The 25,320-nt window shown below is 39.1% G+C and carries 34 protein-coding genes, 1 tRNA gene and 2 pseudogenes; 14 read left to right on the forward strand and 23 right to left on the reverse strand.

Features of this window, described 5'->3' with window-relative positions; translation table 11 throughout:
• Positions 1 to 9: 9 nt before the first annotated feature.
• The 7 genes and pseudogenes from NMK50_RS03710 to NMK50_RS03740 all read right to left on the reverse strand — a co-directional run bounded on the left by NMK50_RS03710 (position 10) and on the right by NMK50_RS03740 (position 5,992).
• Positions 10 to 378 (reverse strand): head decoration protein, encoded by a 369-nt coding sequence (locus NMK50_RS03710; protein ID WP_254769757.1) that lies wholly within the window; start codon positions 376 to 378, stop codon positions 10 to 12.
• Positions 375 to 755 carry a hypothetical protein gene (locus NMK50_RS03715; RefSeq protein WP_254771148.1) on the reverse strand — a complete coding sequence of 127 codons (381 nt, stop codon included), beginning with the start codon at positions 753 to 755 and terminating at the stop codon, positions 375 to 377. Before NMK50_RS03715 ends, NMK50_RS03710 begins: the two co-directional genes overlap by 4 nt.
• Positions 638 to 1,704, reverse strand: a pseudogene (locus NMK50_RS03720) (S49 family peptidase). Before NMK50_RS03720 ends, NMK50_RS03715 begins: the two are co-directional and overlap by 118 nt.
• On the reverse strand, positions 1,694 to 3,238 hold the full coding sequence (locus NMK50_RS03725) for a phage portal protein (RefSeq protein ID WP_254770914.1): 1,545 nt from the start codon (positions 3,236 to 3,238) through the stop codon (positions 1,694 to 1,696). Before NMK50_RS03725 ends, NMK50_RS03720 begins: the two are co-directional and overlap by 11 nt.
• Positions 3,238 to 3,486 (reverse strand): phage head-tail joining protein, encoded by a 249-nt coding sequence (locus tag NMK50_RS03730; protein WP_254769754.1) that lies wholly within the window; start codon positions 3,484 to 3,486, stop codon positions 3,238 to 3,240. The genes NMK50_RS03725 and NMK50_RS03730 overlap by 1 nt, the downstream gene beginning before the upstream one ends.
• A 3-nt stretch (positions 3,487 to 3,489) precedes the next feature.
• Positions 3,490 to 5,418, reverse strand: a complete 1,929-nt coding sequence (locus NMK50_RS03735; protein WP_254770916.1) for a phage terminase large subunit family protein — start codon at positions 5,416 to 5,418, stop codon at positions 3,490 to 3,492.
• Positions 5,411 to 5,992: a hypothetical protein gene (locus tag NMK50_RS03740; RefSeq protein ID WP_254769752.1), complete on the reverse strand. Its 582-nt coding sequence runs from the start codon at positions 5,990 to 5,992 to the stop codon at positions 5,411 to 5,413. Before NMK50_RS03740 ends, NMK50_RS03735 begins: the two co-directional genes overlap by 8 nt.
• Positions 5,993 to 6,044: 52 nt before the next feature.
• Here NMK50_RS03740 and NMK50_RS03745 point away from each other — a divergent pair, with 52 nt between their 5' ends.
• Together NMK50_RS03745 and NMK50_RS03750 are read left to right on the forward strand one after the other, a co-directional pair.
• Positions 6,045 to 6,359 (forward strand): type II toxin-antitoxin system RelE/ParE family toxin, encoded by a 315-nt coding sequence (locus NMK50_RS03745; protein WP_254770917.1) that lies wholly within the window; start codon positions 6,045 to 6,047, stop codon positions 6,357 to 6,359.
• Positions 6,360 to 6,375: 16 nt separating this feature from the next.
• A complete protein-coding gene (locus tag NMK50_RS03750) occupies positions 6,376 to 6,672 on the forward strand; it encodes a HigA family addiction module antitoxin (protein ID WP_004861504.1) in 297 nt (98 codons plus the stop codon).
• Positions 6,673 to 6,713: 41 nt separating this feature from the next.
• On the opposite strand, the gene NMK50_RS03755 is transcribed toward NMK50_RS03750, so the two are convergent.
• The 6 genes from NMK50_RS03755 to ssb all read right to left on the reverse strand — a co-directional run bounded on the left by NMK50_RS03755 (position 6,714) and on the right by ssb (position 10,490).
• Complete coding sequence (locus NMK50_RS03755; protein ID WP_254770918.1) at positions 6,714 to 6,992, reverse strand: hypothetical protein; 279 nt, start codon at positions 6,990 to 6,992, stop codon at positions 6,714 to 6,716.
• Entirely contained in the window at positions 6,989 to 7,717 is a 729-nt protein-coding gene (locus tag NMK50_RS03760; RefSeq protein WP_254770919.1) for an antA/AntB antirepressor family protein, read from the reverse strand. The genes NMK50_RS03755 and NMK50_RS03760 overlap by 4 nt, the downstream gene beginning before the upstream one ends.
• Positions 7,718 to 8,275: 558 nt before the next feature.
• The gene (locus NMK50_RS03765) at positions 8,276 to 8,818 is read right to left on the reverse strand and encodes a hypothetical protein (protein WP_254770920.1); all 543 of its coding nucleotides are present in this window, start codon (positions 8,816 to 8,818) and stop codon (positions 8,276 to 8,278) included.
• A gap of 42 nt (positions 8,819 to 8,860) precedes the next feature.
• Positions 8,861 to 9,181, reverse strand: a complete 321-nt coding sequence (locus tag NMK50_RS03770; RefSeq protein ID WP_254770921.1) for a hypothetical protein — start codon at positions 9,179 to 9,181, stop codon at positions 8,861 to 8,863.
• A gap of 316 nt (positions 9,182 to 9,497) precedes the next feature.
• Entirely contained in the window at positions 9,498 to 10,040 is a 543-nt protein-coding gene (locus tag NMK50_RS03775; RefSeq protein WP_254770922.1) for a hypothetical protein, read from the reverse strand.
• A 9-nt stretch (positions 10,041 to 10,049) separates the two neighbouring features.
• Entirely contained in the window at positions 10,050 to 10,490 is a 441-nt protein-coding gene (gene ssb, locus NMK50_RS03780) for a single-stranded DNA-binding protein (protein ID WP_254770923.1), read from the reverse strand.
• Positions 10,491 to 10,725: 235 nt separating this feature from the next.
• Between ssb and NMK50_RS03785 the strand changes: the two genes are divergently transcribed.
• Positions 10,726 to 10,917, forward strand: coding sequence for a hypothetical protein (locus tag NMK50_RS03785; RefSeq protein ID WP_254770924.1), 192 nt, complete (start codon positions 10,726 to 10,728; stop codon positions 10,915 to 10,917).
• A gap of 70 nt (positions 10,918 to 10,987) precedes the next feature.
• Positions 10,988 to 11,416 (forward strand): type II toxin-antitoxin system HicB family antitoxin, encoded by a 429-nt coding sequence (locus tag NMK50_RS03790; protein ID WP_254770925.1) that lies wholly within the window; start codon positions 10,988 to 10,990, stop codon positions 11,414 to 11,416.
• Between the two features lie 50 nt (positions 11,417 to 11,466).
• Here the strand turns inward: NMK50_RS03790 and NMK50_RS03795 are convergent, their stop codons facing one another.
• The 5 genes from NMK50_RS03795 to NMK50_RS03815 form a co-directional block, all read right to left on the reverse strand.
• Entirely contained in the window at positions 11,467 to 12,000 is a 534-nt protein-coding gene (locus tag NMK50_RS03795; RefSeq protein ID WP_254770926.1) for an antA/AntB antirepressor family protein, read from the reverse strand.
• A gap of 291 nt (positions 12,001 to 12,291) precedes the next feature.
• Positions 12,292 to 12,630, reverse strand: coding sequence for a hypothetical protein (locus tag NMK50_RS03800; RefSeq protein WP_254770927.1), 339 nt, complete (start codon positions 12,628 to 12,630; stop codon positions 12,292 to 12,294).
• A 169-nt stretch (positions 12,631 to 12,799) separates the two neighbouring features.
• A complete protein-coding gene (locus NMK50_RS03805) occupies positions 12,800 to 13,306 on the reverse strand; it encodes a hypothetical protein (protein WP_254771173.1) in 507 nt (168 codons plus the stop codon).
• Positions 13,221 to 14,303 carry a YdaU family protein gene (locus NMK50_RS03810; protein ID WP_254770928.1) on the reverse strand — a complete coding sequence of 361 codons (1,083 nt, stop codon included), beginning with the start codon at positions 14,301 to 14,303 and terminating at the stop codon, positions 13,221 to 13,223. Before NMK50_RS03810 ends, NMK50_RS03805 begins: the two co-directional genes overlap by 86 nt.
• Complete coding sequence (locus tag NMK50_RS03815; protein WP_254770929.1) at positions 14,296 to 14,772, reverse strand: crossover junction endodeoxyribonuclease RuvC; 477 nt, start codon at positions 14,770 to 14,772, stop codon at positions 14,296 to 14,298. Before NMK50_RS03815 ends, NMK50_RS03810 begins: the two co-directional genes overlap by 8 nt.
• A gap of 129 nt (positions 14,773 to 14,901) precedes the next feature.
• On the opposite strand from NMK50_RS03815, the gene NMK50_RS03820 reads away from it, so the two are divergent.
• On the forward strand, positions 14,902 to 15,678 hold the full coding sequence (locus NMK50_RS03820) for a hypothetical protein (RefSeq protein WP_254770930.1): 777 nt from the start codon (positions 14,902 to 14,904) through the stop codon (positions 15,676 to 15,678).
• A gap of 19 nt (positions 15,679 to 15,697) precedes the next feature.
• Here NMK50_RS03820 and NMK50_RS03825 read toward each other — a convergent pair whose 3' ends face one another.
• On the reverse strand, positions 15,698 to 16,075 hold the full coding sequence (locus tag NMK50_RS03825; RefSeq protein ID WP_254770931.1) for a hypothetical protein: 378 nt from the start codon (positions 16,073 to 16,075) through the stop codon (positions 15,698 to 15,700).
• A gap of 56 nt (positions 16,076 to 16,131) precedes the next feature.
• The gene (locus NMK50_RS03830) at positions 16,132 to 16,407 is read right to left on the reverse strand and encodes a helix-turn-helix domain-containing protein (protein WP_254770932.1); all 276 of its coding nucleotides are present in this window, start codon (positions 16,405 to 16,407) and stop codon (positions 16,132 to 16,134) included.
• A gap of 95 nt (positions 16,408 to 16,502) precedes the next feature.
• On the opposite strand from NMK50_RS03830, the gene NMK50_RS03835 reads away from it, so the two are divergent.
• From NMK50_RS03835 to NMK50_RS03875, 9 genes are all read left to right on the forward strand, one after another.
• Entirely contained in the window at positions 16,503 to 17,156 is a 654-nt protein-coding gene (locus NMK50_RS03835; protein WP_254770933.1) for a LexA family protein, read from the forward strand.
• Positions 17,157 to 17,175: 19 nt separating this feature from the next.
• Positions 17,176 to 18,231: a type I restriction endonuclease gene (locus tag NMK50_RS03840; RefSeq protein ID WP_126603683.1), complete on the forward strand. Its 1,056-nt coding sequence runs from the start codon at positions 17,176 to 17,178 to the stop codon at positions 18,229 to 18,231.
• Between the two features lie 409 nt (positions 18,232 to 18,640).
• Positions 18,641 to 19,012 carry a hypothetical protein gene (locus NMK50_RS03845; protein ID WP_254770934.1) on the forward strand — a complete coding sequence of 124 codons (372 nt, stop codon included), beginning with the start codon at positions 18,641 to 18,643 and terminating at the stop codon, positions 19,010 to 19,012.
• A gap of 70 nt (positions 19,013 to 19,082) precedes the next feature.
• A complete protein-coding gene (locus tag NMK50_RS03850; protein ID WP_254770935.1) occupies positions 19,083 to 19,826 on the forward strand; it encodes a Rha family transcriptional regulator in 744 nt (247 codons plus the stop codon).
• Between the two features lie 12 nt (positions 19,827 to 19,838).
• Positions 19,839 to 20,339: a hypothetical protein gene (locus tag NMK50_RS03855; protein WP_254770936.1), complete on the forward strand. Its 501-nt coding sequence runs from the start codon at positions 19,839 to 19,841 to the stop codon at positions 20,337 to 20,339.
• Positions 20,340 to 20,410: 71 nt separating this feature from the next.
• Positions 20,411 to 21,166 carry an ERF family protein gene (locus tag NMK50_RS03860; RefSeq protein ID WP_254770937.1) on the forward strand — a complete coding sequence of 252 codons (756 nt, stop codon included), beginning with the start codon at positions 20,411 to 20,413 and terminating at the stop codon, positions 21,164 to 21,166.
• A gap of 1 nt (position 21,167) precedes the next feature.
• Positions 21,168 to 21,791, forward strand: coding sequence for a lambda exonuclease family protein (locus tag NMK50_RS03865; protein WP_254770938.1), 624 nt, complete (start codon positions 21,168 to 21,170; stop codon positions 21,789 to 21,791).
• A gap of 110 nt (positions 21,792 to 21,901) precedes the next feature.
• Positions 21,902 to 22,144, forward strand: a complete 243-nt coding sequence (locus NMK50_RS03870; RefSeq protein ID WP_254770939.1) for a hypothetical protein — start codon at positions 21,902 to 21,904, stop codon at positions 22,142 to 22,144.
• 2 nt (positions 22,145 to 22,146) lie between these two features.
• Positions 22,147 to 23,190, forward strand: coding sequence for a tyrosine-type recombinase/integrase (locus NMK50_RS03875; RefSeq protein WP_254770940.1), 1,044 nt, complete (start codon positions 22,147 to 22,149; stop codon positions 23,188 to 23,190).
• Positions 23,191 to 23,363: 173 nt separating this feature from the next.
• Here NMK50_RS03875 and NMK50_RS03880 read toward each other — a convergent pair.
• From NMK50_RS03880 to cpdR, 3 genes and pseudogenes are all read right to left on the reverse strand, one after another.
• Positions 23,364 to 23,607, reverse strand: a pseudogene (locus NMK50_RS03880) (tyrosine-type recombinase/integrase); the annotation flags it as partial.
• A 1,055-nt stretch (positions 23,608 to 24,662) separates the two neighbouring features.
• A tRNA-Val gene (locus NMK50_RS03885) sits at positions 24,663 to 24,737 on the reverse strand.
• 96 nt (positions 24,738 to 24,833) lie between these two features.
• Positions 24,834 to 25,196 carry a cell cycle two-component system response regulator CpdR gene (gene cpdR / locus NMK50_RS03890; RefSeq protein WP_254770941.1) on the reverse strand — a complete coding sequence of 121 codons (363 nt, stop codon included), beginning with the start codon at positions 25,194 to 25,196 and terminating at the stop codon, positions 24,834 to 24,836.
• Positions 25,197 to 25,320: the final 124 nt, after the last annotated feature.

Consider the following 25,320-nt stretch of genomic DNA (forward strand, 5'->3'; position numbering starts at 1 on the left):
CGCATTCTCCTATCGCAACAGAATTTTATTGTTGTCTTCTAAAGACTGAATAGCTGCCATTTTTTCTTGCTCGAGTATTGCATCGGGCCAGATCAGTTCCGAAGCTTTTACAGTACTCAAACGCGCTGTAATGACGGCATGTTGTTCTTCACCTGTTGCATCAACAGTAGCATAAGAAATCCCTGCGAGCACCGCACTGCCATCTGCTGCTGCCGGATTAAGAGGGACATATTTTTCCGTTTTTGTTATCTTTCCCATGACAGTCCCCGCCTCAATGAAGGCTCCTGATGCAAATACCACTTGTTCATTTGACATGTCAGGGTCGTAGCGCCCAAGATAAGCGCCATTGCGAACATCTTCATAAATAATATGACTCATTTTATTACCTTCCAAATTGATTGCCATTTTGTATGAATTTTTGCCTTGCTCTCTCCATCAGCATGAGGAACATAAGGCGATAGTTTTAAAGAGGCGCTTTGAGAGCTAGCCTCTGTCAAGACGCACTGGCGTGCTTTCTCGATACTCATACCGTTTTGAATAGCCTTTGCGGCATCGAAAGAAACGCTGAGGCGCTTTGCTTGCCTTTCAAGGGTTGTCAGGGCTTGAGCGCGCTTTCTTTCTTGTTCAAGGATGGCTTTTATGTTTTCGCGCTTGTCCTCATTGTCTTCATCCTCCTCTTCGTCTTCGTTGTCGTCAAAGATTTCGGCGTTTTTATCGATGTCGTGATCATTTTCATCCTCTTCTTCATCGAGGATGTCGACAATCCTTTCATCATCTTCTTGTTGGGCGCGATATTGTGTGCGTGCCATGTGTTTTGTCCTTCTTTTGCTGTTACTGTTGGGTTTGGTGAGATGAAATCCGTTAAGGATTCCAAAGCTTGCGCAAGAGTGCCTTGCGCATCTGCTAATCCAAGCGCGATAGCTTGGGTGCCTATAAAAGTTTCTGCCTTTGTGTCACGAATAGCATCAGTATTCAGGGGTCTATTTTGTGCTACCCAATCGACAAACATTTCGTAGAGCAGGGCGCAATCTGCTTGCATTTTTTAAGCGCGGTATCAGCCAATGGTTCGTGAGGATTACCATGAACCTTGTGATCACCTTCAAAGACAAAGGTCCATTTAAGCCCTTGTTTTTCATCGGCGCTTGATTGGTCAAGATGTGCACAAACCACCCCAAGTGAGCCGACAACGCCTGTGCGAGCAACCCATATTTGCGAAGCAGAACAGGCAATGGCATAAGCAGCAGAACAGGCAAATTCATTGGCATGCGCCCAAATTGGTTTCTGATGGTGTTGTGAGAGTGCTTGGAATTCTTCAACCAAATCAAACACCCCGCCGGCTTCTCCACCACCACTGTCAATATCGAGCAAAACAGCTCGGACATCAGGTTGTTTAATGGCTTCACGAAAGGAGGCGCTTAAGCCTTCATAAGAGGTTAACCCTGAAAGGGCACCAAGCCATGCACCGCGGCGCACCAGTGTGCCATGAACAGGTAGGATGGCAACATTATTGCGCACCACGTAACTCTCAGGTGGTTTGAAAGATGCGCTATCCCCTTGCGAAAAAGCCTGAGGGGTAAACTTTTCTCCAGCAAAAAGACGCGGTGCAAGAGCATTAAGAATGACATCAAGCTTTGTCGAGGCAAGCATATGTGGAACACCAAAAAGCCGTGATACTAAAAACGGCATGTCAAGATTATTGGTCATTTTTGTGCGCCTCACTGCCTTGGTTGCTTTCATAAGTCTCAGAAGGATCTGAATCTGTGAAATTCGTCGTTTGATTTTCACCAGAGGGTGCCGCCATATCGGTATCAAAAGATAAACCACGGGCGCGAGCATCGGTGTGCTCTTCTTCAAGTTCGGCATGAATGCTGTCGATATCAAAACCCCGTTCGGCAAGTGCCATTCGTCGTGTTTTTAAACCGGCGCGAATTTCTTCTTTTTCTGCCGAGATATCTTTGTTTGGATCAATCATTTCAAGCGGGGGCGCAAAGCTTTCACATTGAAGCCATGGCAAGGGATTTTCTTCCCATCCCGGTAATTTTACGCATCCAGCAAGGACAGCCATTTCCACAAAGCGCTCCCAGACAATACGGTTGAATTGAAAGGCAATGATATGTTCGCGCCATTGTTTGACGTGACGTCTAAACTGAATAATGGAGGTGCGCACATTGGAAAAATTACCCCGCGTAACGTCTCCAGTGACAACGGCATAGGGCATATTGAGAGCCGAGCAAATTTTTAAAATATTGCGAAATTGAAAGGCTTCATAAGAACCACCAACTTCAACAGGATTTGAAAATTTTATCTCTCTATTCTCTCCTAAATAAAATGATCCACCTGGTTCAATGACAGGTAATTCGGATTCTTCTTCAACGTCTTTTTCGTTACGATTATCAAGTAATTTGGCGTCGTTTGGGGGATTTCTTGAGATAAATGCCGCGAAAAGAGCTGCTGTTCTTTTTCGATCAAGCTCTGCATCATCATAGGATTCCAGTTGAAAGATCTTTGTCATACTGCGTGTTATTTTAGGAGAACCGCGCAATTGTCCGGCAATACGGCGCTCTTTGATATGAAGGACCATTCTTGCGGGGATACGCACGCGCTCTTGGCTCTTAAATGCACTGTTTGCAGGGCAATCATCATAGGGGTGGTATTCCCAGAAATGATAAGCAACACGCTTGCCACTGGCATCAAATTCAATACCCATACGAATGTAATTGCCTTTAATTTCCGCAGGTCCATTGTAAGTGAGGTCCAGCATTTCGGTTGGATAGATTTGTAATTGAAGAGGCACCCCAGAGCGTCCATAAAGGTCAACATAATGCAGTCTTACAAAACATTCGCCGGTTAAAAAGACTTCTCGTGCAATTGTTGCTTGCAGACCATAAAAGCTCGCATCCTCATCATAATCCGCCTCATCAACCCATTGCCACCATAAGTCTAAAAGCTTTTTCTTTTCTTCTTGAAACCCTTCAATGCGAGGATAAGGTTTAATCCCATCACTCACAGCTGCGGAAACCCATTCTTCTGTTGCCGAGCCATAAAGAGATTCATTGTCATAAAGCCATCTTGAACGAGCAGTAATGGTATCACCGCATTCTTCAATTGCTTTATTGATGTGTTTTTTTGCGGGGTCAAACCCACCCATGCGACGGCTTTTGCTTGCAGCCTCAAAAGGCGGATTGTGTTGACGATAAATTTTAAAAAAGTCCGTGAGTTTATTGATAAAGCCAGCCATTAATAGCCTCGTGATATATTAAAATAGAAAACACGTGAACGCTTGCGTCCTTCAAGGTTGGCTATTTGTGTATTCAGCATCTCAAGTGCTCTGCGCAATTCTTCAACAGAACGGTTGCTTACTTGCTTATCGCCATGACGCACTGATTGTGCTCCCGAATAGAGAGCCTCTTCAATTTGTTCGCGCCGCCTTTTTAAACTTTCCAGTCTGTCAGTTTTGCTGTTTATTTGCTTCAATTCTTCATCCACAAATTACCTCCAATCCCCTTGCATATAAGGGCTGATCACCATTCTGATTTTTTTCTTTTGAGGCTGTGCTGCCTGTGTTCTTTTGGGAGAAGTGGATGAAGAAATCCCTGATGTTGGCTGCTCTAAAGAAGCGTCAACTTTAAGTTTTTCCAAACGCTCTTCTAAGATATCAACTTCTCGATTAAGATTTATTCCTGCCGAAATTAGCCCCTGTAAAGCGGCATAAGCATAGACCCTACAATCCAAAGCCTCGTTTCTTGCTTTCTCACTTTTTTGCCATTCTATGCGCTTGAAGCCTTTAAAATATTTGATGACTTTTCTTTCAGCCGTGAGCTGGTCAAAATATTCCCGATCAAGGCTTTTATGAAAGTGTGTTGCACCAGCCCCCGATGCTTCAGGACCGGATTTTTTTAATCGTGCCGTGATAATATCTTTTGCTGCATCAACACCAACAATATAGAGATTAATCTGTCCTTTATTGTTTCTGCTTGGACGGCGTGGCCATACCGCACGCCATCCCGCCTGTCCTTTAATTCCCCAGATGCGTCGTCCTTCACGGGGGCGTACATAATTGTAAACGGCTTGTGTATGTCCACCACCGGTATCAATACAAGCCGCTGTTATTCTGATGCCATCTTTGTAACCAGGGTGTGACCAGCGTCTTGTCAGATATTCATCCAGTTGGTCCCATACTTCAAAAGAAGATGGATCACCGGGAATGACTTGATAATCAATGTGCCAGCTTTCTTCACCACGCCCCCATCCAACCACTTCAAGCTCTAAGCGGTCGTTTTGCACATCGATGCCGGCGGTCAATAACACGGCTTGCGGCGGTGCAATGGGATAATCTTCGCGTTTTGCATAGAGGCTATCAGGATCAACAACTTCACCTGTTCTGTCCTCCCATGGCTCTCCAAGCACTGTGTTAACAAAAGGTTGCAAAAGCGCTGGATCATCTTTCGCTTCTAAAAACTCTCTTGCGCATTCTCCCCACGTTAGCCAAGGTGAATAGAGTGCCGAAATATGATAAGAGCGTAAATTCGGTCTCGTTGATTCACTTGTAGGAACCCAGCACGCACCTCTTTCCTCACTCATGAGATCAGTTTTTCTGTGCTCGGCATGTTCATGACCACAATGGGCACAAACAAAAACAGCTTTTTCGGGGGCACCTTTCGGCCACTTGATTTGCGACCAAACAATGGGCTGTAGAACCCCACACTTATCACAAGGGACGTTGTAATATCTTTGATCACCAAGCACGAAATCTTTGGCAATACGGCTTGTGTCACGGTGTGTTGGCGTGGACAATTTAAAAATCTTTCTCTGCACAAAGGTTGAGGTACGCTTTTCGGCAATCATCACGGGATCACCTTCGTTATCCACACTGAGAGGATAGGCATCAACTTCATCCAAAATCAGATAACGAATAGGCATGGAACGCAAACCAGCAGCACTGTTTGCTCCGGTAAGCATCAATGCTCCCCCATCAAATTCTTTCGAAAACATTGTATTTCCGCTGTCGCGTGCACGGGCAGGGGCAATGCGTTCACTTAAAACAGGGCTTGCCATAATCATTGGATCAAGACGCGTTTTTGACAGTTTCTTCGCGGTCTCGACAGTAGGCATCACATAAAGAGCGGGTCCCGGACTATAATGAATAGCATAACCGCAGAAGTTCAATCCTGCTTCAGACATTCCAATTTGCGCTCCTTTCATGACAATTGTTGTTTCAATTGGCATGTAAGAGGAAAGGTTATCCATGATTTCGCGCAAATAAGGGGTACGCTTTGTTCTCCACAATCCAGGCTCTGCACTTGCTACGGTGCTAAGGTATCTATTCTTATCCGCCCATTGCGAAACCGTGTACGGTGGATCTGGTTGTCGTGCGTCATTGGCATAGGCGAAAAATTCTTTGATTGCATTTTCATCCATTATTCGTTTCTTGCAAGATTTCTAACTCCGGAGAATGAGGATCATGAAAAGGCACTGGAATGTTAACTGCCTCAAGCAAAGCTGTTCTCATGTAATAATCAATGGCACCAATAAGGCTCGCCGCATCACATCCCACTTGTGCTGCAATGCTTGCACCGAAACGGTGAGGAAATTTTAACATGGCATCACGGTGTGCTCTTCCAAATTCACGCGCTGCTTTTTTCATTTCTTCACGGTCAACAGTTGTTTCGCGTAACTTTTCCAGAGCAATCTTCTCTCTTTCAAGTGCAACTTGCATTCTCTCCAGTTTGATCTTGTATTCGTTGGCTCCATCTGTTGAAGCTTTTTTGATCTTTGTCCGCCGTTGTCCATCAGGTGCTAAAAGTGAAGCAGTGCGCTTTGTAGGATTCTCATTCCATATCGCTGTTGCAAGGGTTTCATCAATTGAACCATCTTCAAAAAGAGCAGCATCAAATTTGCCTGTTTTAATCCGAGAAACCACCGCATTATGCGACACACCCATCTTCTTGGCAAAAGCGCGAACCGAGAGACCTTCACGATGCTTCTTGTTCATTTTTATTTCCGTTATTAAACATTTATTCTTTTCTTTAGATTGGTATCATGGTATGATACATAAAAGAACGAATGAAGGTGATTTTGTGATTGAATCTTTTGCGGATAAGCGGTGTAAAGATCTTTTAGAAGGGAATCCGCCCAGAGGCTTTCCTCCAACTCTAGTGCGTATAGCCCAAAGAAAATTATTTATGCTTGATAAGGCAGTTGATCTCAAGGATTTGCGCAGTCCTCCGGGAAATCGTCTAGAGGCATTGAAAGGAGAGCGTAAAGGTCAATATTCTATTCGTATTAATGATCAGTTTCGTATTTGTTTTGAATGGCGTTCTAATGGCGCCTATGAAGTTGAAATTGTAGATTATCATTGATTTGCAGGAGGTCGAGATGAAAAATTATATAGCAATACACCCCGGAGAAATTTTACGAGAAGAATATTTAAAAGAATATGCTCTTTCTGCTTATGCTCTTGCAAAAGCATTGAATGTTCCACGCACGAGGATAGAACGGATTGTTGCTGAAAACAGTCCAGTCACTCCCGATACAGCACTAAGATTAGCTTATTTTTTTGATACCACTGCTGAATTTTGGCTTAACATGCAAGCTGCTTACGACGTTAGTATATTACAAACTGAAAAAGCAGATGAATTTGCTAAAATCAATAAATTTGAATGTAGGGTTTAATCACCTCCCCACTTTTGAAGTGGGAAGGGATATGTTTTCACTTAAGCAACCTTTTTAATAGGGTTTTCTAAATTTGATTCGTAAGCTTTCAACAAAGAGTACATAACTGTAGGAAATTCTGAAGCTCCAAAGTCTGTGAGAACTGCTAAAATCTTTGTAATATTGGGCACTTCATCTTGAAGTTTCAAGATCAAAACGTTTTCCACTACGTTCATGACCGCAACCAATGTCTTACGGTCTTCATATCCAAGGTCTGGATGGTTAGAAAATTGAGACAACGTCATCCACAAATCACATAAAAAATTGGTATCTACTTTCATTGCACACCTCCATGGATTTGTTCTCTCAAGCAAGCTAATCCTCTGGATGTGATTTTTGTTGAAGGCAGGACCTTTTCTGTACCATCCGGTCTTTGAATAGTAATAGCAGGGCAATCCATCAAGCCTTTCTTGATCTTATCCTGATAGGGTAACAAAGGAGCACCCGGAGCCCGTCGATAGACCCAATCATGTTTACGCAAATAATCGGTTAGATCTTTTGGTCGTATTTCTAACATTTTTGCAGATTCAATCAAACCAAACAAACCATCAGAACGTTTTAAACCATCAAGTGCCTTTGCCTTGGGTTCTAACTCTGCAATCACATGATCTTTCTGCTCGATTTGATTTTTCAAGTGATTCAAGACACCTAATACAGCTTCAGGGCTCGAGTAATCAATCTGTGGTGTTGTTACCTGCTTTGCAAGTTTTTCGCACTCAATAAAATACTCTCTTGCTTGATGACCCTTGTCATTACGCTCGATCATGGCAAGGTGTTTAGCCATATCTAACGTGATGTAATATTCTTTCACTTTCCCACCCCGGTAAAAATTTACCGTAGTTACAAAGTCTTGATTTTCACGAAATTTACATTCTTTAATACGGTTTTTTATCCAATTTCTAAACTCAGACTTTATTTCTAAAAAACTATGTAACTCACGTGCGTTGACCGTTTGAACAGTTTCCTGATCAATGATTTGTTCTTTAATTTCTATAAGAGTGTTCATGTGAACTCCTATGCAGTTAGATGTTTCTTAATGACGCTCTCAAAGAGCGCCGGGTGTTAAGAAACACGGTGCATAGTCCGTCGTTATGCTTTCCCCGCAAGGGTATTGTATAGCATAACCACACCCGACGAGGTCATTATATGCGTGTAACATATAATGAGTCAAAGCTTTTAATTGGCGGAGAAGAGACTGTTTCGGCAACCAATCCGCTATGCATTTAAGGTGTTTCTTAGGCACCTGATTCGAAAATATATATTACAGAAATAATGTCAAGTCTCTTTCGATAATTTTTGTCTTTAAATAATCATATATTGTACAGTGTACATATTGAAATCGTTATTTATCAATGGGTTATGTGTACAATGTACAGTCAATTTAAAAAATTCTAACGCTAGCGATAGTTCGCGCTGTCCTGCCCCGCAACACTCCCAACCCGCTGGAAAGTACCTTTTGCATTGATTTTATTGCATTTTTTATGGAAAAAGCCAAAGTGTAAGTGATAATTTTCTTTAAAAATTACAATTAAAGTGAGTAGTGTGTTTACATAGCTTAAAAACATTATTTCTTTTTCTTGTTAGCGGCATATTTTTGACGATCAAGTTGTCTCTGGATATTTTTGATTAATCTCTCATTGGCATATTGTGTAATAGTATTTGCAATTTCTGGCTTGGACATTACTCTAGCAATTGATGGTCCTTCTTGTTTTGCAATAGGGAATTGATCACCATCGGCTCTTTGAAAAACATTGTTGCCCATTTTTAATTCAACACGCTTTGGAAAACTCCCACCTCGAATAAAAGCATGGGGTAAGATTTCTTTCTTGCCAAACATTGTGTAGGTCACACCATGTTTTGTTTCTCTTGCTTTAAAAAATTTAAGAGGTATCGGTGTTCCAGAGCCAATGATATCTGTCTCGAGAAGCTGTGCTGTAGCTTTTCCTTTAATATAAACACCTTTCTTGATACGCTTTGATTTTGCTGATGTAAGTTCAGAAACTTTCTTTTCGGCAAAGCGCTCCACTTGTTTTGCTGCAGTATTTACAGCATTACACAAAGCCCAATTCAGGCGTGGTGCTTGAAGACTTGTAAAGGTATCTTTCATTTGTTGAAGATACCATTTTTGGTGGATAATTAATTTCAACTTCTAAGCCTTTTTTGGAGTAGATGTTGCTGGCTTAGAAACTTTAGATGTTTTGGTTTGTTTGGGTGTGTTTTCCTCTACCACTGCTTCAGTTGATGTTTGGACCTTTTCATTTTCTTCTTTTTCAACCTTTTCACTTGTCTTATCAGGTTTTGCATTTGTTTTGCTTTCAACAAAAGGTTTTGCAGCATTGGCACGCTTGAGACGAGCATAGAGTTGATTTGAAACTTCAACAAAAGGGGTATTTTGTGTAGAAGGTTCAAAACGAACGGTGCTTTTATTGTCGCCAACGACACAGATTGGTTTAGTGATGACAGCTTTCATTATTGCTCCTTTTGAGGAATGATTTAATGACATCATGCGTCAAATATTGATATTTACACTGTGAAAAATGGACAAGCCGGAATTACCAAGAAAACAGGGCTCTCTAGCCCTATTTCAGGTACATATTTTACTAAATTTTTAGGGAACATTTTTGAATTTTAGACGCAATACGACTAGTGCAGTATTGTCATTAAATAGGATTTTTTACACGATGTCAACAGAAAAAATCATCATCTAGTGTTTTTTTATTTTTTTAATCAAAATCTGGTGTTTTTAGAAAGAAGTTACCATTCATATTCAAGATGCCGCTTGACGACTACCGGTTTTGCGTAAAATGTTTGTGAAGCGCATCAAGTACAATACAGAGTGAATTAACAAGATGCGGTAGCATTTGATCTTCTATAACAAGGCATTGTAACGCAGCATAAAAATTGTGTTGGCGATATAGATATTGTGCTTCTTTTATTGCCTCTTGCATATTTAAAAACCGCTCTGTAGTAAGTTTTACCCATTTCTCTCTTGCACCATCATCAGAAGTTGTAGGCATTTCATTATAAACAGCATTAGGTAACGCTTTTGCACAGAGGTAATTGTTTTTCACTTCAAGGTACTTTTGTGCAGCCTCATATTGATCTTGAGTAAGTTGACCTTGCAAATAAAGCCGCCCGATATAGGTACCAGCAAGTGGATTTTTGGCATCTTCTATGGACAAACCAAAGCGTTTAGCACGCATTTCTATAGCCAATTGATCAACAGGTTTACGCGGTGTTTTTGCTCTTGAGATGCGTCCATTTGGTTCTCTTACACATCCCTTAATTCGTGGACGTCCACGTTTTGCTCGTTTCTTTTTCTTTGTCATATTTTTCAATCAGAATGGAATAGCATCATTGACAGATTTGCCGTAATCAGCAGCTCCTGAAGCGGCGGCATAACTTTGGGAAGTGACAGGTGAAGAAGATTGGTCTTTCTTTGCATCAAGTAAATACAATTCACCTTTGAATTGTGGCAAGACAATCTCTGTTGCAAGATGTTCGCCACCATTTCTATCTTTCCATTTGCGAGTTTGTAATTTGCCTTCTACATAGACCTTTGAACCTTTATTGAGATACTGAAGAGCAATTTTTGCCAGATGTGGATTAAAAACCAAAACAGAATGCCATTCCGTTTTGTCGACTCTTTGATTGGTTGCCTTATCAGTATAGCTTTCAGAAGTAGCCATACGAAAATTGACCACCTCAGTCCCATTATTCATTGTTTTGCTTTCGGGATTAGCACCCAAATGCCCGATTAGCATCACTTTGTTCAGCATGTTTTTTTACCTTAAATTTGCACCTTTTATACGTACAAAATTTTAACATTATTTGCATGTTTTATCAAATAATTCAGTAAATTAATAACACATATTTAATGTATTACATTATAATTTTATTTGATAAATTCACCAAATATCTATGCCATAAAAAGGCAAGGTTTTTTCTTGATTTATTATTGACAATCGAACTTTTTTGTGCGATAGTCATTTTATGAGTTGAGGAGGAGGGGAAATGAAACGAGAAGCACTGCTTAGAGAATTACGTAAAGAAGCTAGAAAAAGAGGCATTCATTACAGTGAAGCTCCTGATGCAGGAAAAGGATCGCATTATTTGGTAACTTTTGGAGACAAAACAACCGTTGTAAAATCTGGTAAATTGACGCCACTTTATGTGAAAATAATAAAAAAACAGTTGGGGGTATGAAACTTCAATTCAAACGGTTTGATTACTTTTCGTTTCAAATCCATCTCAGTAATGATAAGGAGACTTAAATATGGAATATACCTATCAGGCAAAGCTGGAATCTGATCCAGATGGTGGTTTTGTCGTAACTTTTCCCGATGTACCTGAAGCAATAACAGCTGGAGAAAATCGAGCCAAGGCATTAGAAAATGCTGTTGAGGCATTGGGACTAGCGTTACGTAGCTATCCTATGCGTGGTTTACCTTTACCTACACCACAGCAGTATAAAGGTCTTGTAGCAGTAACGGTAGACGCATGGAATGCTCTCAAACTAGCAGTAGTAGAAGCCTTTAATAATGCTAATATCACAAAAACAGAATTAGCTAATCGTCTTGGCAAGAAAGAAACAGAAGCGCGTCGCATTCTTGATCTAAACTATCCAACTAAACTTCAAACATTAGAGCAAGCACTAGCTGTGCTAGGTAAGCAGGTTGTGATTATAATCAAAGATGCAGCTTAAGATCATCCTCCCCACTCTGAAAGTGGAGAAGATGAGATCATATTTGAAATTTAAGCAGCTTTCACGACAGATCTTTCTAACACCTGTTTTGCTTCTTTGATTAAGGCTTTGTATTGCCTGTTTTCTTCATCTACTCTAAAAGCATCTATAAGACGCATATGAATTGGAGCTAAAAGATACAAAACTTTTTCACTAGCGTTCATACCCTCCCAATAGCTTGGTAAAGCAAAGCGTATATCACCATCATAATCAACAGATTGGCTTTTTAGTTTCTTTTCGCACTCAATAAAATAACGACGTGCTTGCCTACCTTTCTCGTTGCGTTCGACCATAGAAAGTTCTTTAGCCATGTCCAAGGCAAGTGCATAATCCTTAGAAGGTCTGCCTCCTTGTAGGTTTTCACCCATTTGGGGGAAAACTATATAGTCTTGATTTTTTAGAAAATTATATTCCTTAATGCGCTTTTTTAGCCACGTAGAAAAATCTTTTCCTACTTCTAAAAACTTATGTAATTCACGCGCATTCACAGTATGGACAATTTCCTGACCAATGGTCTGTTCTGATATTGTTATGATGTTGTTCATGATAACTCCTATCGATTAAAGGTTTTTGATTGACACTCTAAAAAGAATGCCGGGTGCTCAAAAACACGGTCGATAGTCCGTCGCTATGTTTTTCCCGCGAGGGTATTTTATGACATAGCCACACCCGACAAGATCATTATATGCGTGTAACATACAACGAGTCAAAGCCTTTAATGTGCGGAAGAAAGATTGTTTCGGCAATCCATCCGCTATCGATTTAAGGTGTTTTTGAGGCACCTATGTACAAATCTAACAATTTTGAAAACATTGTCAAGCTGTTCCTTAAATCATCTAGCATTTCATTGTGTCCTTTTGGGTTACAAGGGCTTTAATTTCCTTGTTGATTTCATCTATGAGGGGCTCGTAATTCAAGACGCTTTTAGGCACTCTACCGCCATAAACCCACGCTTTCACTTGCGCTTTGGTACTGTAATCTGCATTTTTTGGTATTTCATGATATTGCCCACCATCAAATTCCTCATATTCTCTTGCGCCATCTTCATATTCATAAAGGTTATAAAAATACTCTGTAACCCCTAATCCCCATGGTGCATGCCCTCTTGCTGTTGCAACAAACTTTTTTTGCGGTTGTTTACGCTTTGTTAAAAAGAGATCTTTAAAAATTCTCATGCTTTTATTCCATAATTTTACCACTTGGTCTATTTGCCTCAAAATTGACTGTACAAAGTGTTTTTAGATTTTTATGTGATCAACATCAAAAAATCTCTAAATCGCTTTGTAATGTGCCTTTTTATCGATTTAAACACATATCTAATCACAAAATGATCAGCATTTTTCACTATTTTGCTATCTCGTCTTCAAGACCCTTTAAAACTTCACTCAGCTCTTTTTGAAGCTTTTCTAAGCGCTCTGGTGCTATAGGTGTCTCTTTTTCCTTGTCCTGTCTCTCAGGTCTTTGAAGGTACCTAAGTATTTGATCGACACTCATGCGTATACCGTTTTCAAGCTTTTCACAGTAACGATAAAAATCGGCTGTTGATGGCATAAAAGTTGCGTTTAAACCTTCTGCTTTGCCTCTCAAAGCGTTCTTTGTTGCTGTTTGCAATGCCCAGCTGCTTATACCGTCCAGCGTATAAAAATACGCAAGCGCTGTTGATTTTTCATCATATTCTGATGGGCTTTTGAGACCATTTGATAACACAAGATACGTTGTTTGGATTTCCTCTTCAGTTGCTTTGTTTTCAAGTTTTTTCAACGCATCATTGGCTAATGAGGTAATTCGCTCCGCTTCTGCAATCGAGGGTTTTTGTCCCGGTAACCAAAGGAATGGTGGTTCTTTCGTCATCACCGAATAAAAACTTGTACGCACTGTCTGAATTTTTGATATCGGACATGTATTGTGCAACTCGATAAGATTTGCCACGCTGTTGTTCTGTTTGTGCAATATTGGGTTTTCCATAGTTTCTTCCTTTCGTTAAATCATCAATAGCCCTTCGTACCCAATTGCGCCACGTTGCTTGCCAATCCGTTTTGGTCGCATCCTTACCTGTCTTGGCTTTCCAATAATCTCGAAACTTTGCGATTTCGACTTTCACACGCTCTGGAGGCAAGCCCTCTGCAATTGCGAAATCGTAATCCGGTTCAAAATCGTCCGGTAATCGACAGCCTCGATTGGCTTTAGACCGTTTTGCTTTTTTGGGAATGTTTTCTTGCTCGTGAATGGGAGATTGATCCTCTGCCACCGTTTCGATTGCATCTGCTCGCTTTTCGCAATCATGATCTTCTGATGGTTCATAAGCCTGATCAACAATTTCTGTATTTTCAAAATCAAAATCGTTTTCTTTTTTTGCTAACACGATAGTGTTAGTTTTTTTATATATATTCTTATTCTGGTTCTTTATAGCTTGATTTTGCTTAGCATTTGCTTCAGCAAAAAAAGTGTTTTGCTTGTTATTTGCTTCAGCAAAATTATTAACATGTTGTTTTATATTGTTTTTTGCTTGTGCACCTTTTTTGCCAGCCTCACTACGGATTTGCGATATGTGCTCTTTTTTATCAGCAAAATCTTTCAGCTCTTCTTCAACACGCGTGTTCCACAAACCATTATCTGTCTCAACAAGTTTATTATTCCTCACGAGATATTCGACAATAGCTACAAACTTTTTCTGCGAACAATGACAAACGCGTGCAAGTGTTTCAAAATCTGTTTTAAGTGGTTCTTTTTTTTCATACATGCAAACGAGAAGGGTTATATAAACCCCTCGTTGTTCAGATGTCATTCCATTTGTACCACTGATCCAGTCATACAAATAAAATCTTACCCACGGCATACCATTAGACATGCGCATCCCCTTTTTTCATTAAATATAAAATTGCTAAAGCATCTGCTTCATTATCATCCTTAGGTTTGTGTCCCTTTGCACACATCGCCTTAATCATTTCTTCTTTTGAGGCATTTCCTTTTCCTGTCGTTACCTTCTTAATTGTGCCAACAGGGATGCCTTCATAAGGTATTTCATGATGTTCACACCAAGCTGTTAAATGACCTAGGAAACCACCGTAAACATGCGCCGCATCAGTACCAACATGCCGGCGCACCTCTTCAAAATACACAGCATCAATACCACCGGCTGTTGCCTTCATTTCTGTAAGCCATTGTTTAAAGCGCAGATAACGCATACCACCGCCTTCAAAACGGCGTGGTTGAAAATTGACCGTGCCACTAAAGATGTGACCATCCACACCACGTATTGCCCAGCCTGTTGTGGTACCTAGATCAAGGCAAAGAATGGTTGGTGCGTTAGTGATCATATTCCCCCCTTAAGGCTGTTGTGTATTTATACGTGCGCTATGACAGAGCGCGTTGTGATTGGCTGTCTTGAAAAAATGTTTGTGAAAAAGTAACCTCTCAACGATTCGAAAAAAGTGGGGAGGGGAAAGATGCAAGAATGGATAAAGATATTTCTTACTGGTTGTGTATCATTTGCCGGATCACTTTTAGTAGCGCTTATTTTAAGAAATAAAGACCGTAAAGAAGCAGCCAAAATCCGCAAAGATGATTTAGAAACAACTGCAAAAAAACGAGAAGAAGATAGGGAATGGATAGGCAAGCAATTTGCAGAAAGCCAAAAACAGACGATAGCCCTTAAAGAGCAAGCGATGTCGACAAAAGATCTTGCCAAATGGTCAGAAGAACATATTAAAATTTTGTTAGATAACAAAAGAGTAGAGGATTTAGGAACACCACCTTCCATATATATAACTGGACCCCATTTGCCAACAATGGGCAAGTGGACGCTTCTTTGTTTAAAGATAAAAAACAATGCACAAACTGTCATCCACGTTTTAAATATAAAGCTAAAAGATGGTTCTCGCTTTATTCTTGGATATGGCATCAGATACAAACGTGGAGAAAAATGGCGGCAAATGCAATCACCATATGTTAATTCTAATGCCAAACCAAAGTCACACACAATATCATCCGGATACTGTGATAAAGCAAAGAATTTTCGAACGGGACAAGAAGTCGATGTTAATATTCCTATAGATCCCTCAGAAGATAAGTACACAACAATAGGGATTGTTGTGGCAGCGCGTGAAGAAAATATAAAAGACCAAGTTACTTTAATCATTACCCACACATCCCCACTGCAACCAGAAACAACAATGACTGTAACTACACAAACCAACCTCATAGACTTTAAAAAATTGGATTAATTCACTTAGGCAAACATTTTTATGCGTCATCTATTAATTCGATTTCTTCTTTTCTTTTTTCGATGAGGTCATCCCTTAAGATATCAAGCTTATTTTTGACTGAGACCATAAACAAGATCAGCCCATTTAAGCGATAAAAAGATGACAACTCTTGAGAAAAATAATTATCAAACCAATCCGTAAAAGCTTGCGTAAACACAGATGAAAACCATTGATCAAAGTCATCGTACGGCAATAACGGAAAATAATTTCTATCATCACGCACAAAAATACTACACAGCGTACAAACAAGAGAACCTTTTGATGAGGGATCTATGCTTGTTTCATGTGTACTATGAGGCGAGCGGACACTACAATATATGTCTTTCTGTCCAATCTTATTAACAAGATCAATCAACTGGACTTTGCTTATAGTGATCTGTGGAACATCTATCATCTCTTAATCTTTCTTCTTTAAGAGTGTGAATTGGGTTGTTGGTGTTTGTTATCAGCTGTAGTCAGTGGCACGCCTACCTCTTCAAGAGAGGGGCGTGGGTATAAATCGACATACCAGTCAACGGGACGAACAATACCATTGGTTGTCTTTTCAATCTTTAAGACAATTTCAGGCTCAGGAAACCGCAAGCCGCGTAAATACCTGTTAATCGTACTCTGTGCTACGCCAACTTGCTTCCCAAATTCGGCTTGAGATAGTTTATTTCGTATGAGATATGATTTCAATTTTTCCATGATTCAAATAAATACCATAAAGGACTGCTTTAGTCAATAAAAAAATACCTTTATGGACTTTGTTAAATAAGCAGTCTTGGTGTAAGGTTTAGAGCATGCATATAATTAAAAAATTGAGGAAAGATTTGGGACTCACACAGGTGAAATTGGCTGAAAAAGCTGGTACCACGCAACCTCAAATAAAACGGCTTGAAAAAGGTGAGCGAAAATTAACCAAAGAGTGGGCGGAAAAGTTAGCACCACATCTTGGTGTAAAGCCATTTAATCTTCTTTTCCCAGAAAACAAGGAAATACATCCCATATCTAATGCTATTGGAATGATACCGGTGATAGGAAAAGTTGCTGCTAGCTCGTGGATGTCGGTCGAAGATATGGATTTTGGATTTGATGACATAGAATATGTACCCAGCACCTCGAAATACCCAGCTCACTTTCAATTTGCTTTAAAAATCGAGGGCAACTGCCTTAACAAAATTGCTCGTGATGGTGATCAACTTATTTGCGTAGACATAATAAAAGCCGGCATTGATGTGGAACCTAACGATCTTGTGATAGTTGAACGCAGCCGATTCAATGGTCAAATGATTGAGCGTACAGCTAAACGTATACGTCAAACTATTAGTGGATTTGAACTATGGCCTGAAAGTACTGAACCCAATCATCAAGAACCTATCAAAATAAATGGGGCAACTGATGGAGAGGAGATTCGTGTAGTTGGGAAAGTTCTTTGGATTTTAAGAAAACCCTGAAAACAAAGGAGAAGCGGGAATGGGGACAGTAGACGAGAGCTTAAAAATAATAGCTGATAAAGTCAAAAATCATTCAGATACTATGTTAACTGAAGAAGCGGTCAAAACAGCGGTCGTTTTACCCTTTCTGCGCGCACTTGGGTATGATATTTTCGATCCACTTGAAGTCATTCCCGAGTTTACTGCTGATGCCGTTGGTAAAAAAGGTGAAAAAGTTGACTATGCTATCCGTATAGACGGTGAGATACGTATTCTTTTTGAGTGCAAACCGATATCTTGCGAATTGAGTTCAAAGCATTTAAGTCAATTATATCGATACTTTAGTGTAACGAATGCTAAATTCGCGATTTTGACAAATGGTCGATTTTTTCATTTTTACACAGATCTTGATGCTGCAAACAAGCTCGATAATAGGCCATTCCTTACTTTTGATGTAATAGAATACAATACTGTGGTACTTACAGAGCTTAAAAAGTTTGAACGCTCAGCATTTAATATTGAAAATATATTGGTGACAGCCGAGCAGCTCAAATATGTATCTGGAATAAAACAAAACATCCAAAAAGAAATAGAAAATCCGTCCGAAGGTTTTGTTCGTGTTGCTTGTGCGGATGTTTATGAAGGGCGCCTGACTGCTAATGTCTTAGAAATGCTCACAGGTGTTACTAAAAATGCGTTTCGCGAAGTAATATCTGATGCGGTAAAAAGTCGGCTTTCTAGTGCTTTACAAACAACAACTGAAACCGACAAGCAAGATAATATTGCTACATCTATTGGTAATGAACATGCCATAATAACGACCGAAGAGGAAGTTGAAGGCTTCATGATTGTCAAGGCAATTGCGCGTGAAGTTATTTCTGCCGACCGTATTGTTATCAGAGATGCAAAGTCGTACTGCGCCATTTTAATTGACAATAATAACAGAAAGCCGTTGGTTCGACTGCACTTTAACAGAAAACGTAAGCAACTAGCCCTTTTCGATACTGATATTGATGAAAAAGTCGGTATTGAAACGCTAGATAATATTTATGATTTTGCAGACAGAATAAGAGAAACAGCAAAAAAATATTTATAAGATATTCTAACAACCTATGTGTGCCCCGCTGAAGCGGGGTTTTTTTGTTCGTCCGCAGTTTTTATAAAAAAACTACGGCGTTATCTACCCATCGATTGGCTCTGTCTGCACACTGCCCCAATTTTTCCTGCATATAAATTTCAAATACAGCTAACTGATTTATTTTTTTACGGGATACTAGGAAGTATCATGCCTCTACACTGAACGCTACAATACCCAAACCGATTCGTAATAAATATTAAAGTTCATTTATAAAAAAACCATTTTAGCATAAAATGACTTGACTATAATAATCCTTTACGGTATACTTCTCTATAACAACATATCACGAAGAAGCAAAAGCCGATCTGGTGTAGATTAAATTACATTGACACAAACAATCGCTATTAGGCGTTAGGGAGGGGAAATTATGGATAAGCCAATTCTTATTAATTCCAATGAAATTTTATTAGTTATTTGTGATGATGAACACATTGGGCATTCGGGTCCACTTGATGAAAGCCAAGTTTTAGACATGATTGACGAGGCGGATAATGCCATAAAAATCTTTCGCATAAATCCTTCTGAAAACAGTTGTGAAGATATTTCTGAAGATATCGCAGAATCCTATCTTATAGAACGTGAAGAACAGTGCTTTTACGGAATAATACCTCATGACTTTATTCTACATAGCACAGCATATGGGATTTTTTTAGACGATATCGAACAGCGTGAATATGAAGATAAAATGTACGGTACTTATGAAGAACAGCACCGTTTACGTCTTTGTGACGTGATTTAAACTTCTAAGGGCGTTTTTTAAAACGCCTCCTTTTCTTTCTTTCAAATATTATCACAAATGGAGTGCAGGCATGCATAATCTTGTCACAACAGCAGAAAGTACTTTTAACAACGAAGCTATTCAAACCATGTCGAGTCGTGAAATTGCAGAATTGTGTAGTAAACAACATAAACACGTTATGCGTGATATTAAGCAAATGCTTGAAGAGCTACACTCTAAAAGTACTGAGCCCAAATTTGGGCTGAGTGATTTTTCTGGATTTTACAAGGATTCAACAGGTCGTACTCTTCCTTGTTACCATCTTCCCAAGCGCGAATGTTTAATTCTCGTCTCAGGTTACAGCACAGCATTACGAGCAAAGATTATAGATCGGTGGCAACAATTAGAACAGCAAGTAGTGGCACCGCAAATCGATTACTCTAGTCCACAAGTCATGTTAGGGGTTTTAAATTATCTCAAAAATGAGAATGAACAAAAAGACAATATGATTGCAGAATTAAAACCAAAAGCAATGGCTCTTGAAAGTTTACAACGCCATGATGGGCTCTTTGGTCTTACCGAGACTGCTAAAATACTCGAAATGCAACCAAAACAGTTCATTCTCTTCTTACAGCAAAAGGGTTGGGTCTATCGACGCATGGCAAATGGGCATCTGTTGCCTTATCAAGACAAAATCCAAAAAGGTCTGATGGATTGTCCTACCATCACTATTCAAACTTCTGGTGGAATGAATAAAGTTATTCCTTCGGCAAAAATCACAACAAAAGGCATTGGTGTGCTTTCTCAAGAAATCAAAAGACAAAGCGTGCATTAAGGGGTGACCATCATGGAAAAGAAATACGAATTTACTGATGAAATCGATATAGTTTATAGGCGTAAGGTTCGCCGTATCCGTGCATTGAAAAACTTTAGTGATGTAAAAAAAGGTGATTTAGGCGGTTGGATAGAAAGGGAAAAGAACCTCAGTCACGAAGGTAATTGTTGGGTTGGAGGCGATGCTAAGGTTTACAGTGATGCCCATGTTTTTGGAGATGCTCAGATTTATGGTGATGCCGATGTTAGCGGCGATGCCTATGTTTATGACAATGCCAAAGTTTATGGCAATGCTAAAGTTTATGGTAGTGCGCACATTTATCAAAATGCACAAGTTTATGATCATGCTACTATATCAGGCGCTTTTTTGAAAAGTGTTGAGATTTTTGGAGATGCACAAGTTTATGATAGTGCTTATATCCGTGATGAAGTCAAGATTTTTAGAAATGCTAAGGTTTGTGGATTGGCTAATATTCGCGGCAATACGAGAATTCCTGAAGATATAAAACTTTAGCAACAAACAACCATTTTAACAAAAGCGTGATTCACGCAACGGGTGAATTGCACGCAATGGAGGAAATCAAGATGAGTGAACAAAACACGAACCTAACAGAAGTTAAAGAAAATCCAAATTTAGCAGTTAAACAAACAGCTATGGATCTTATTTTAACAAGAGCCCTAGAAAATGATGTTGATATGGATCGTCTCGAACGCCTTATCTCCTTAAGAGAAAAGGAAATAGAACGACAGAATTACCAAAACTTTGTCCGTGATCTTTCTTTAATGCAAACGCAATATCAAAATATCCAGAAAAACTCTATAAATACTCATACAAATAGCCAATACGCTACTCTTGATCAGCATATTGATGCTGTAAAGGAGACCCTTTCAAAATACCACTTCGCTTTGTTTTCTCGTATCAAAGAACAAAATCATGACAATATCGTCATAGAAATGACTTTGACACATCCATCAGGAAACAAAATATCGACAGAAGGGAAATTTCCTTATGACGCTAAAGGGTGCAAATCAGTCATTCAATCTGTTGGCTCTACTATCACCTATGCACGCAGATATCTGTTAAGCATGCTTCTCAATGTCGCAAGCAAAGAAGACGATAAAGATGGGAATATGCCTGAAAAACCAGCTTTTCCGCAACAAATCAATGAAATCAGAAGGCTTATGGTACAAACAAAGGTAGAAGAAGAAAAGATACTTTCTTATGCGAATGTCGAAAAGCTTGACGATATCTCTGATCAGAAAGCACAAACCATTTTGCACCTTTTAAAAGATAAACAAAATAAGCAAATGGCATCAACACAACAACAAACGGCGGTGTGATATGGAACAAAGAACAGCAGAATGGTTTCAAGCAAGATTAGGGAAAGTCACTGCTTCGAATGTGTACAATGTCCTCAGTAAAACAGCTAAAGGATTGCCGACAAGCAAATATGAAGACTACAAAATCAAACTCATGACAGAACGCTTAACAGGGGAAATAAGCCAATCTTATATAACCCCATCTATGCAATGGGGTATTGAACATGAAGAGGACGCCCTGAAAGAATATGAATTCATTTATGATGCCGATGTCATAAAATGCGGTTTTATACCACATCCTACCATAGAGATGGCAGGGGCTAGTCCTGATGGCTTGATTGGAGAAGACGGTTTAGTTGAAGTCAAATGTCCACAGTCAACGACGCATCTTCGTTTTTTTATGTATGACGAGATTAAACCTGAATATATAGCGCAGATGCAATTCCAAATGGCTTGTACAGGGCGCAAATGGTGTCATTTCATTAGCTATAATCCACAATTTGTAGGCAGATCTACTGGTTTGAGGATGAAAGTCAAACGCATCCACCGTGATGATGAACAAATTGAACAGCTTACTAAAGCAGTCGAGGTCTTTTTAGCAGAAATAGAGCAAGACATGGAGCAGATCTTGACAAAAGCTGCTTAACCTATGGGGGTGCTCTCTCCTCCCAGCACCCCCGCCCTCTCACAACAACTTTCAAGAAATGCGTGATTCACGCTACAGGGCAAATTGTACCTAAATTAAGGGGAATAAACATGGGACACCGTCCACCTACTATAACACAACCTGCTATTGCACGTGCTTTAAGAGAAGCCAAAAAACAAGGAGCAGAGGTCGTAGAAATCAAACCTACCGGTGAAGTACTTATTCATATCAATAAAATCATACCTCCAACAAACATGGATAATGCTTATAGCATTGATGATTTTCCTCCGCTTGAAAATGAAGAAGCTAGTACTAAGAAAATTTGTCGCCCTGTCGACGATATAAAGTTTTAGCCATGCCAAAACGTCGTCCACCACATCTTGTTCGTGAACGAACGCGCCATGGGAAAATCATATGGTATGTTCGTATTGGTCACGGACCACGATTTCGCATTGAAGGAACCTACGGAACACAAGAGTTTGTTGACAATTATACAGTTGCTATTAAACAAGCGCAAAGTGGCTCATCAAAAAATACGAAACGCACCACACTTACAGAAGGGTCTTTTGATTGGTTGTTGCATCAATATTTACAAAGCATGCAATGGCATAATCAATCAGAATCAACCAAAAAAGTTAAGTATAGAATTCTGAAAAATGTTTCTAAACATATTGGCGACCGCGCTTATAAAAGTATAGCAAAACAACATATCCTTGATGCCGTAGACAGAAGACGAGAGACCCCAGCCGCGGCTAAGCATTTTTTAACGGCTCTAAATGGTCTTTTAAATTGGGCGGTTGATAATGCTCTTTTAAACATAAATCCTGCCTTGAGTGTTAAAGCACCAAAAGCTTTTAATACAGAGGGATTAGCGCCATGGTTAGAAGAAGATATTGAGAAATACTATCATCGCTGGAAATTAGGAACGCATGAACGTGTTTGGATTGACGTTCTTCTGTACACCGGCTTGCGTCGTGGTGATGCCGTTCGTATCGGTTGGAAAGACGTGAAAGAGAATATCATTCACTTAAAAACAGAAAAGAGCCAATTTAAAACAGATGTTTTTCTACCCATTTTGCCTGAATTAGCAGAAACTCTTAAAATTTGTCCTATTGGAAATGAAACGTTTATTTGCGGAAAAAGTGGAAATAAGCTTGTCAAAGAAAGTTTTGGTAACCTGTTTCGTGAGGCATGTAACGCTGCAGGAATAAAAAAATCAGCCCATGGCTTAAGAAAGTTAGCAGCAACGCGTGCTGCTAATGCTGGTGCTACAGTTTCACAAATGAAAGCGCTTTTTGGCTGGACAGAAGATAAAATGGCATCGCTCTATACTAAAACGGCGGATAGAAAACGATTAGCTATAGAAGCCATCAAAAAGCTTCAAAAAGGTTCGGGATAGATAGGAAAAAAAGTTAAAAGAATCAGAGGATTCAAAATTCCCTAACGTTTCTATAATACCTTGATTTTATTAATATATAGCGCAACTGTCGGGATCGCCATATCTAGGTAGAATGAATAGGTTATAGAAAAGTTAGGAAATTTCGAATCCTCTGATTCGTTTAACTTATTTTCCTATCTATCCCGAACCTTTTTGACGGCTTCTCTTGCACATCGTTTTCTGTCAGTCTTTTTAGTATAGAGTGATGTCATTTTATCTTCTGTCCACCCTAAAAGGCTTTATTTGTGAAACTGTAATACCAGCATTCGCGGCGTGTGTTGCTGCTAATTTTCTTAAGCCATGGGCTGATTTTTTTATTCCTGCTGCGTTGCATGCCTCACGAAACAGGTTACCAAAACTTTCTTTAATAGATTTATTTTACTTTGTACGACGGGCAAAAGTTTAATCTTTAATAGAAACGATTTTAAAGGATGCTTCTTGTTTAAAAAAAGTCAAAAATACCTATTTTGTTTTTCATGAATAATATGATCAATTATGTCGTTTTAGATTATCTAAATCATATTCCTACGATGTGAGTACATCCACAGAAGGATTTTTACTCTCAATACCTTCGTGCATTCCATACAGTTAAAAATGCTCGTGTTTATCAATCTTTTCTTAAGTTATGGTTGAATTTTTCTGCGTTAAAGGATTTTAATAAGTTTATATTCACAGCAGGATTTTTCTTTAAGAGAGTATTATGAATTACCTAAGTGAAAAGCTTATTTAAAGTATTATCAAATATCTTAATGCGGGGGATATACTGCTTATGATATTCCCCTATAAATACTAACATAAAATTATTTATATTTATTTTGAGTATAGCAAGTTTGAATTGGAGCAGAGTAACATTCTTATTTTAGAAGCTTCGTTGGTATGAGAATAGAAAAATACTAGTTTATTACGTTTTTTTGATAAGAAACAACATTCTTCTTCGATAGAAGATGTTATTGATCGAACGCTTATTTTTTAGAGAATGCCTTGTTATTTTCAAATGTTTTTCTTGTTTGCTTTTTTATAGCTTTTCATGTGATGTTATTGGATACTTTTATATTGAAAAACGAACAATCTTTCTCCGTTATGCATTAAAATATTATGAAATAGGATTTACGTCTTTGAATCCAAGCACAACAGAGTAGTCATTGAGGTTATTTTAAAATTTTATAGGAATGCAATATGGATACAGAAACTCAGCTTTTATGTGGTTTCTCATTCATTAATTTTATTCCCTAAGATAGCTATATTACCGCTTTAAATCAATTTTTTAAAAGTAGAACACCTTTGGATAGCTCGTCTTTCTAAAAAACAACGCCAAAAGGACCCATGATTCGTAAGAAATATTAAAAACTCTATTCCCTTATTTTTATTTGTGCATCCCGAACCTTAAAAAAACATCCATAGAATCAATAGGTTTCATGCAGTCCAAAATCCTATGGTGGGCGTGACAGGGATTGAACCTGTGACCCCTACGATGTCAACGTAGTGCTCTCCCGCTGAGCTACACGCCCATTCAATGATGTTGCATACACCACATAGAATTACAAACGTCAATGCTTAATTTAATTTCCTATTTAATTAAGCATGAATAATTTAGAAAATTTTTTTTAAGCAGCTATAAGTATTTTTTCAACCTCATTTACGAGTTCACGTAAATGAAACGGTTTCGAAAGAACTTTTGCATCAGGAGGGGCATCACTGTTTGAGTTGAGTGCAACGGCTGCAAAACCTGTAATAAACATCACTCGTAAATCAGGATCAATTTCAGTTGCGCGTCGTGCTAGTTCAATTCCATCCATTTCTGGCATTACAATATCAGTAAGTAGAAGAGAAAATGGCTCTTCTTGTAAACGTTTATATGCGCTAGCACCATTATCGAAATCGGCAACTTCATAGCCTGCACGTTCTAAGGCTTTTGCTAGAAAGCGACGCATATCATTATCATCTTCTGCAAGCAGGATTCTTTTCATGAGTATGTTCCAATGACTCCATTCATCATAGTTTTTTGCCTCATCAATTATACAATAGCGAGTATTTATAAAAAAGATGATAAAATGCTTATAATTGGAATGAATGGCAAAATGGTTAATTCTT

The sequence above is a fragment of the Bartonella harrusi genome (assembly GCF_024297065.1).
Classification (GTDB): Bacteria; Pseudomonadota; Alphaproteobacteria; order Rhizobiales; family Rhizobiaceae; genus Bartonella; species Bartonella harrusi.

Coding starts and splice junctions, on each gene's coding strand:
- NMK50_RS03710 (WP_254769757.1), bottom strand. CDS start 378: ATGAGTCATATTATTTATGAAGATGTTCGCAATGGCGCTTATCTTGGG.
- NMK50_RS03785 (WP_254770924.1), top strand. CDS start 10,726: ATGAAACGAGAAGCACTGCTTAGAGAATTACGTAAAGAAGCTAGAAAA.
- NMK50_RS03835 (WP_254770933.1), top strand. CDS start 16,503: ATGCATATAATTAAAAAATTGAGGAAAGATTTGGGACTCACACAGGTG.
- NMK50_RS03870 (WP_254770939.1), top strand. CDS start 21,902: ATGGGACACCGTCCACCTACTATAACACAACCTGCTATTGCACGTGCT.
- NMK50_RS03875 (WP_254770940.1), top strand. CDS start 22,147: ATGCCAAAACGTCGTCCACCACATCTTGTTCGTGAACGAACGCGCCAT.
- NMK50_RS03760 (WP_254770919.1), bottom strand. CDS start 7,717: ATGAACACTCTTATAGAAATTAAAGAACAAATCATTGATCAGGAAACT.
- NMK50_RS03795 (WP_254770926.1), bottom strand. CDS start 12,000: ATGAACAACATCATAACAATATCAGAACAGACCATTGGTCAGGAAATT.
- NMK50_RS03810 (WP_254770928.1), bottom strand. CDS start 14,303: ATGTCTAATGGTATGCCGTGGGTAAGATTTTATTTGTATGACTGGATC.
- NMK50_RS03790 (WP_254770925.1), top strand. CDS start 10,988: ATGGAATATACCTATCAGGCAAAGCTGGAATCTGATCCAGATGGTGGT.
- NMK50_RS03745 (WP_254770917.1), top strand. CDS start 6,045: ATGATACATAAAAGAACGAATGAAGGTGATTTTGTGATTGAATCTTTT.
- NMK50_RS03815 (WP_254770929.1), bottom strand. CDS start 14,772: ATGATCACTAACGCACCAACCATTCTTTGCCTTGATCTAGGTACCACA.
- NMK50_RS03840 (WP_126603683.1), top strand. CDS start 17,176: ATGGGGACAGTAGACGAGAGCTTAAAAATAATAGCTGATAAAGTCAAA.
- NMK50_RS03755 (WP_254770918.1), bottom strand. CDS start 6,992: ATGAAAGTAGATACCAATTTTTTATGTGATTTGTGGATGACGTTGTCT.
- NMK50_RS03850 (WP_254770935.1), top strand. CDS start 19,083: ATGCATAATCTTGTCACAACAGCAGAAAGTACTTTTAACAACGAAGCT.
- NMK50_RS03820 (WP_254770930.1), top strand. CDS start 14,902: ATGCAAGAATGGATAAAGATATTTCTTACTGGTTGTGTATCATTTGCC.
- NMK50_RS03735 (WP_254770916.1), bottom strand. CDS start 5,418: ATGGATGAAAATGCAATCAAAGAATTTTTCGCCTATGCCAATGACGCA.
- ssb (WP_254770923.1), bottom strand. CDS start 10,490: ATGCTGAACAAAGTGATGCTAATCGGGCATTTGGGTGCTAATCCCGAA.
- NMK50_RS03865 (WP_254770938.1), top strand. CDS start 21,168: ATGGAACAAAGAACAGCAGAATGGTTTCAAGCAAGATTAGGGAAAGTC.
- NMK50_RS03765 (WP_254770920.1), bottom strand. CDS start 8,818: ATGAAAGATACCTTTACAAGTCTTCAAGCACCACGCCTGAATTGGGCT.
- NMK50_RS03740 (WP_254769752.1), bottom strand. CDS start 5,992: ATGAACAAGAAGCATCGTGAAGGTCTCTCGGTTCGCGCTTTTGCCAAG.
- NMK50_RS03800 (WP_254770927.1), bottom strand. CDS start 12,630: ATGAGAATTTTTAAAGATCTCTTTTTAACAAAGCGTAAACAACCGCAA.
- NMK50_RS03830 (WP_254770932.1), bottom strand. CDS start 16,407: ATGGAAAAATTGAAATCATATCTCATACGAAATAAACTATCTCAAGCC.
- NMK50_RS03805 (WP_254771173.1), bottom strand. CDS start 13,306: ATGACGAAAGAACCACCATTCCTTTGGTTACCGGGACAAAAACCCTCG.
- NMK50_RS03775 (WP_254770922.1), bottom strand. CDS start 10,040: ATGACAAAGAAAAAGAAACGAGCAAAACGTGGACGTCCACGAATTAAG.
- NMK50_RS03750 (WP_004861504.1), top strand. CDS start 6,376: ATGAAAAATTATATAGCAATACACCCCGGAGAAATTTTACGAGAAGAA.
- NMK50_RS03860 (WP_254770937.1), top strand. CDS start 20,411: ATGAGTGAACAAAACACGAACCTAACAGAAGTTAAAGAAAATCCAAAT.
- NMK50_RS03725 (WP_254770914.1), bottom strand. CDS start 3,238: ATGGCTGGCTTTATCAATAAACTCACGGACTTTTTTAAAATTTATCGT.
- NMK50_RS03855 (WP_254770936.1), top strand. CDS start 19,839: ATGGAAAAGAAATACGAATTTACTGATGAAATCGATATAGTTTATAGG.
- cpdR (WP_254770941.1), bottom strand. CDS start 25,196: ATGAAAAGAATCCTGCTTGCAGAAGATGATAATGATATGCGTCGCTTT.
- NMK50_RS03770 (WP_254770921.1), bottom strand. CDS start 9,181: ATGAAAGCTGTCATCACTAAACCAATCTGTGTCGTTGGCGACAATAAA.
- NMK50_RS03845 (WP_254770934.1), top strand. CDS start 18,641: ATGGATAAGCCAATTCTTATTAATTCCAATGAAATTTTATTAGTTATT.